6 protein-coding genes and 1 pseudogene are annotated in these 5,645 nt (G+C 63.3%); all 7 read right to left on the reverse strand.

Annotated elements, in window-relative coordinates; genetic code table 11:
• Positions 1-407 (reverse strand): annotated as a pseudogene (locus HX846_RS17630) (M20/M25/M40 family metallo-hydrolase); the annotation flags it as partial.
• A 13-nt stretch (positions 408-420) separates the two neighbouring features.
• The gene (locus tag HX846_RS17635) at positions 421-1,116 is read right to left on the reverse strand and encodes an ABC transporter ATP-binding protein (protein WP_003215757.1); all 696 of its coding nucleotides are present in this window, start codon (positions 1,114-1,116) and stop codon (positions 421-423) included.
• The gene (locus HX846_RS17640) at positions 1,116-1,865 is read right to left on the reverse strand and encodes an ABC transporter ATP-binding protein (RefSeq protein ID WP_102368683.1); all 750 of its coding nucleotides are present in this window, start codon (positions 1,863-1,865) and stop codon (positions 1,116-1,118) included. The genes HX846_RS17635 and HX846_RS17640 overlap by 1 nt, the downstream gene beginning before the upstream one ends.
• Complete coding sequence (locus HX846_RS17645) at positions 1,862-2,872, reverse strand: branched-chain amino acid ABC transporter permease (protein ID WP_178965798.1); 1,011 nt, start codon at positions 2,870-2,872, stop codon at positions 1,862-1,864. Before HX846_RS17645 ends, HX846_RS17640 begins: the two co-directional genes overlap by 4 nt.
• Position 2,873: 1 nt before the next feature.
• Complete coding sequence (locus tag HX846_RS17650) at positions 2,874-3,734, reverse strand: branched-chain amino acid ABC transporter permease (protein ID WP_003215751.1); 861 nt, start codon at positions 3,732-3,734, stop codon at positions 2,874-2,876.
• A 67-nt stretch (positions 3,735-3,801) separates the two neighbouring features.
• The gene (locus HX846_RS17655; protein WP_178965799.1) at positions 3,802-5,004 is read right to left on the reverse strand and encodes an ABC transporter substrate-binding protein; all 1,203 of its coding nucleotides are present in this window, start codon (positions 5,002-5,004) and stop codon (positions 3,802-3,804) included.
• Positions 5,005-5,100: 96 nt separating this feature from the next.
• Positions 5,101-5,645: FadR/GntR family transcriptional regulator (locus HX846_RS17660; protein WP_178965800.1), on the reverse strand; the 545-nt coding region annotated here is incomplete at its 5' end.

Consider the following 5,645-nt stretch of genomic DNA (forward strand, 5'->3'; position numbering starts at 1 on the left):
TTGGTCCACACCACCACTTCAATCGGTGCTTCGGTCTCGATGTGCAAATCATTGAGGGTGCGGATCACCTCCAGTCCAGCCATCACGCCGTAGCAGCCGTCGAACTTGCCGCCGGTAGGCTGGGTGTCGATATGGCTGCCGGTCATCACTGGCGCCAGTGCCGGATTACGCCCGGCACGGCGGGCAAAGATATTGCCGATGGCGTCGACGCTGACGCTGCATCCGGCGGCTTCGCACCATTGCACGAACAGGTCGCGGGCCTGGCGGTCGAGGTCGGTAAGGGCCAGGCGGCACACGCCGCCCTTGGGTGTGGCGCCGAGGCGGGCGAGGTCCATCAGCGATTGCCACAGGCGCTCGCGGTTGATCAGCGGGGCGTTGCTCTGGAGCGGTTGCGCAAAACTATTCATCAGCAGTCTCCGGTCAGGCACTCAGGGCCAGGTAACGGTTCTTGATCGTCGGGTCGGCGCGGAAGGCTTCGGCACTGCCTTCGTACACCACGCGGCCCTGTTCGAGGACGTAATGGCGGTCGGCGAGCTTGTCGCAGACCATCAGGTTCTGTTCCACCAGCAGCACCGGCAGGCCGTCTTCCTTGACCTTGCGCAGGATCTTCACCAGCTCGTCGACGATCACCGGCGCGAGGCCTTCGGTGGGCTCATCGAGGATCAGCAGCTTGGGATCGTTGAGCAGCGCGCGGGCGATGGCGAGCATCTGTTGCTCACCGCCGGACAGCGCGTGGCCGGCGTTTTTGCGGCGCTCCCTGAGGCGCGGGAACATGCCGTACACGTCTTCCATCTGCCAGCGGCTGGTCTTGCGCACGGCAATGCGCAGGTTTTCCTCCACCGTGAGCAGGCGGAAAATCCCGCGGTTCTCCGGCACCAGCGCCAGGCCCTGGCGGGCGATTTCGAAGATTTTCTGCCCCACCAGCGGCTGGCCGTTGAAGTGAATCTGGCCCTGGCGCGGGCAGATAATCCCGAGGATGCTGCGCAGGGTGGTGGTCTTGCCGGCACCGTTGCGCCCCAGCAGGGTCACCAGTTCGCCGGGATTGACGGTCAGGGACACGCCTTCAAGGACGTGGCTCTTGTCGTAGTAGGAATGGATATTGTCGACGGTCAGCATCAGGCGGCTTCTCCCAGGTAGGCGGTGCGCACGCGCTCGTCGGCGCGCACGAATTCCGGTGTGCCTTCCACCAGGATCTGGCCGTGGCTCATCACGGTGATGCGTTGGCTGATGGACATGACGATGCTCATGTTGTGCTCGATCAACAGCACCGTATGGTCGCGGCCGAGGTCGCTGATCAGTTGGGTCATGATCGGGATGTCGTCGATGCCCATGCCCGAGGTGGGTTCGTCGAGCATCAGCAGCTTGGGTCTGGAGCAGATCGACATGCCGACTTCCAATACCCGCTGCTGGCCGTGGGACAACTCGCCGGCCAGGATGTCGGCGCGGGCGGTGAGTTGCAGGCGTTCCAGCACCTGGTCGGCCATTTCCAGGTGTTCGCGCTTGCTGTCGACCCGGCGCCAGAAGTTCAGGGCGCGGGCGCCGTCGCGACCCTGGGCGGCCAGGCGCAGGTTTTCGCGCACGCTGAGGTTCTGGAACAGGCTGGTGAGCTGGAACGAGCGCGCCATGCCCAGGCCGACGCGGCCGTGGGCCGGTTTGCGCATCAGGTTCTTGCCGTCGAAATGAATTGCCCCGGCGGTGGCCTGGCGTTCGCCGGTCAGGCAGTGGAACAAACTGGTCTTGCCCGCGCCATTGGGACCGATGATGGTGTGGATGGTGCCGGCTTCGACCTTGAGGTTGACGCCGTTCACCGCGTGGAACGCACCGTAGGCCAGTTCCAGGTTCTTGGTTTCCAGCAGGATGCTCATGACAGCTTCTCCTTGGTCACAACGTCGGCCTTGCGGCTGCCGCGCACACGGTCGAACAGGGTCGACAGACCGCCCCACAAACCGCCGCGCATGAAGATCACCACCAGGATCAGGATCACCCCCAGCAGCATCAGCCAGCGCGGCCACAGATCGGAAAGGAAGTCCCCCAGCAGCACGATGGAACCGGCGCCCAGCAACGAGCCGAACAGCGAGCCGGTGCCGCCGACGATGGTCATGATCAGGATGTTTTCGGACATCGCCAGGTCGATGTTCGACAGCGGCACAAAGTGCAGCAGCATCGCGTACAGCGCCCCGGCAATCCCGGTGACGGCGCCGGACAACACGAACACCAGGATCTTGAAGTGGCGGGTGTCATAGCCGATGGCCGAAGCGCGGGTTTCGTTTTCGCGAATCGCCATCAGCGTGCTGCCGAATGGAGAGGCGATCACCCGGCGGGCACCGATGAAGATCAGCAGGAACAGCACCGCGACAAACCCGTAGAACGCGCGGGCGTCGGTCAGCGACAGCAGCACGGTGTCACCGATGCGGATTTCCGGGCGCGGCACGCTGAGCAGGCCGTTGTCGCCGCCGGTCCAGTCGCTCAGGGTGTAGGCGACGAAGTAGGCCATCTGGCTGAAGGCCAGGGTCAGCATCACGAAGTAAATGCCGGTGCGACGGATCGCCAGGGCGCCCACCAGGAAAGCCAGGAAACCACCGGCGACGGCGGCACCCAGCAGTGCGCTGAACAGCCCCAGTTGCAGGTGAAGCATCAACAGCGCCGCGCAGTAGGCGCCGGCCCCGAAGAAGATGCCTTGGCCGAACGACAGCAGCCCGGTGTAACCCAGCAGCAGGTTGCAGGCGAGGGCGGCCATGGCAAAGATCAGGATCTCGGTGGCCAGGGTCGCGGAGGGCAGAATCAACGGCAGGCCGATCAACACCACGAGCACCAACAGCAGCATGTAGCGCGACTGGGTCTTGGCGAATGGCAGGGGGTTTTTTTCGCTCATGTCAGGCTCTCCCGAACAGGCCGTAAGGACGCACCAGGATCACTACGGCCATCGCACCGTAGATCATCAGGCTTGCGCCCTGGGGCCAGAGTGTGGTCATCAGGCTTTGCACCACGCCGACCAGCAGGCCGCCCACCAGTGCACCGCTGAAGGAACCCATGCCGCCGATCACCACCACCACGAACGCCACGCCGAGGATTTCCGGGCCGACAAAGGGCTGGGCGCCGCGCAACGGGGCGAACAGCACACCGGCCACACCGGCGAGGGCCACGCCGAGGGCGAAGGTCATGGAGAACAGGCGGAAAATGTTGGTGCCCAGCAGGGACACGGTTTCCGTGCTTTCACTGCCGGCCCGCACCAGGGCGCCGAAGCGCGTGCGTTCCAGCAGCAGCCACAGGCCAAGGCCAACGAGGCCGGAGAACACGATCAGGAACAGGCGGTAGTAGGGGTAGACAAAATCGCCCACCACCAGCACCCCGCGCAGCAATTCCGGTACGGCGACACTCTTGCCCACCGGGCCCCAGATCATCACGCTGGCTTCCTGGATGATCAGGGCAATCCCCAGGGTCACCAGAATTTGGAACATGTGCGGCAAGTGATAAATCCGCTGGATCAATAATCGCTCGATCACCCAGGCCAGCGCGGCCACCACCAGCGGCGCGATCAGCAGTGCCAGCCAGAAGCTGCCGGTGAGGCTGACGGCGGTGTAGCAGATGTAGGCGCCCAGCAAAAAGAACGCACCGTGGGCGAAGTTGACGAAGTTCAGCAGGCCGAAAATGATCGTCAAGCCGACCGCGATCAGGAAGTAGATCATCCCAAGGCCCAGGCCGTTGAGAATCTGGAACAGGTAAAGATTAAGCATGCAGGAACCCTCGGCAGGTGGCCGCATGAGCGGCCCTGCGCTGTGTCACCAGTAGATTTTCAGCGGATCAGCCGAGCACGCAGCCCGTGGCTTCCACCGGCGGGAACGACTGGCCGGAGCTGAGCACCTTGGCCAGATCGTCCTTGTCGGCCATGTCGCCTGCGGCCTTGCCCACCAGCAGGTAGTAGTCCTTGATCACCTGATGGTCGCCGGAGCGGATCGACTCCTTGCCGGTGGGGCCTTCGTAGCTCAGGCCCTGCATGGCCTTGGCCACGGTCGGCCCGTCGAAACTGCCGGTGGAGATGATGGTTTCGAGCATGACCTTGGTGCTGATGTAGTCGGCGGCCAGCGGGTAAGTGGGGTTGATGCCGTATTTGGCCTTGGTGAGTTTCACCAGGTCACGGTTGAGCGGGGTGTCGACCTGATGCCAGTACTGAGCGCCGAGGTACACACCTTCCAGTACGTCACTGCCCAGCTCCTGGAACTGGTCGAGGCCGGCGGACCACACCAGCAACACTTTCATGCGCTCCTTGATACCGAAGTTCACCGCCTGACGCAGGGTGTTGGACGACTGGCTGCCGAAGTTCAGCAGTACCAGCACATCGGGTTTGGCGGCGATGGCATTGGTCAGGTAGCCGGAGAACTCCTGCTCCTGCAGCGAGTGGTAGCTGTTGCCGGCGTGTTCCAGGCCATGCTCGGCCAGCACCGATTTGGCGCCTTCGAGCAGGGCTTCGCCGAACACGTATTGCGGGGTGATGGTGTACCAGCGCTTGGCGTCGGGCAGCAGCTTGATCAGCGGCACGAGGGTCTCGCGGATCGCGCCGTAGGTCGGCACCGACCAGCGGAACGTGGCGCTGTTGCAGTCCTTGCCGGTGACTTCATCGGCGCCCACCGGGGTCATGAACACGCCGCCGGCCTTGCTCACTTCCTTGGCCACCGCGAGTGCCGAAGACGACAGGGTACAGCCTTGGAAAAAGCGTGCGCCGTCCTGCTGGATCGCTTCCTGGACTTTACGCACGGCCTTGCCGGCGTTGCCTTCGGTGTCGATCACTTTGTAGACCAGCGGGTGGCCGAGCAACTCGGGATGCTGTTCCACCGCGAGGCGTGAACCCATGTCGGCAAATTTGCCATAACTGGCAAAGGCGCCAGACATGGACTTGAGGCCGTAAAAGGTAAAAGGCTCGGCGGCGAATGCAGAACGCACGCTCAGCGGGAGGCTGAGGGCGGCGGCTGCGGTGAGACTGGCTTTCAACAACGTACGACGCTGCATGGGGTGACTCCCTGGATTAGTTATTGGCAGGAGTGGCAATGGCGATACGGTGGAGCACGGCCTGTGGGCAGGCCTTTTATTGGTGGAGGGTGCGGCTTAGTGGTTGTGGTCGAACTCCAGCAGAAAGTGCGGGCTGACTTCACCTTCAAGGGCGGTCATGTGGTGTTCGGCGTCGCACATGTGTTCGTGCATCAGGCTGCGTACGGTGGCTTCGTCTTCGGCCCGGAAGGCGATCAGCAGTTGTTTGTGGTAGTCGAGGTTGGCGGCGTCGAATTGCTTGCGCTTGGGTTTGTAGGCTTTTTTCAGCACGACCAGGTCACGCAGCAGGTCGTTGAGGAATTGCGCCATGAAGCTCAGCAGCGGGTTGGGGCAGGCCTTGGCCAGCAGGTTGTGGAATTCCAGTTCGGCGATGCGTTGTTCGCGTTGGCCGGCTTCGCTGTCTTCGGGGGCGCTGCAGAAATCGACGTTGTCCTGGAGGGCGCGGTAGTCGTCTTCGCTCAGGCGGCCCAGGACCGAGACGGCGAGTTCGACTTCGATGACTTTGCGCAGCTGGTAGACCTGCTCGCCGTCCAGGTGCTGGAAGTGCAGGTAGTTGCGCAGGGCGCGGCTGGCGGGTTCGGTGCCGGCCTGGTTGAGATAGG

Source organism: Pseudomonas sp. K5002 (assembly GCF_013386655.1).
Classification (GTDB): Bacteria; Pseudomonadota; Gammaproteobacteria; order Pseudomonadales; family Pseudomonadaceae; genus Aquipseudomonas.

Excerpts from the sequence above, each read along its gene's own strand:
- HX846_RS17635 (WP_003215757.1), bottom strand. The coding sequence starts at position 1,116 with ATGCTGACCGTCGACAATATCCATTCCTACTACGACAAGAGCCACGTC.
- HX846_RS17640 (WP_102368683.1), bottom strand. The coding sequence starts at position 1,865 with ATGAGCATCCTGCTGGAAACCAAGAACCTGGAACTGGCCTACGGTGCG.
- HX846_RS17645 (WP_178965798.1), bottom strand. The coding sequence starts at position 2,872 with ATGAGCGAAAAAAACCCCCTGCCATTCGCCAAGACCCAGTCGCGCTAC.
- HX846_RS17650 (WP_003215751.1), bottom strand. The coding sequence starts at position 3,734 with ATGCTTAATCTTTACCTGTTCCAGATTCTCAACGGCCTGGGCCTTGGG.
- HX846_RS17655 (WP_178965799.1), bottom strand. The coding sequence starts at position 5,004 with ATGCAGCGTCGTACGTTGTTGAAAGCCAGTCTCACCGCAGCCGCCGCC.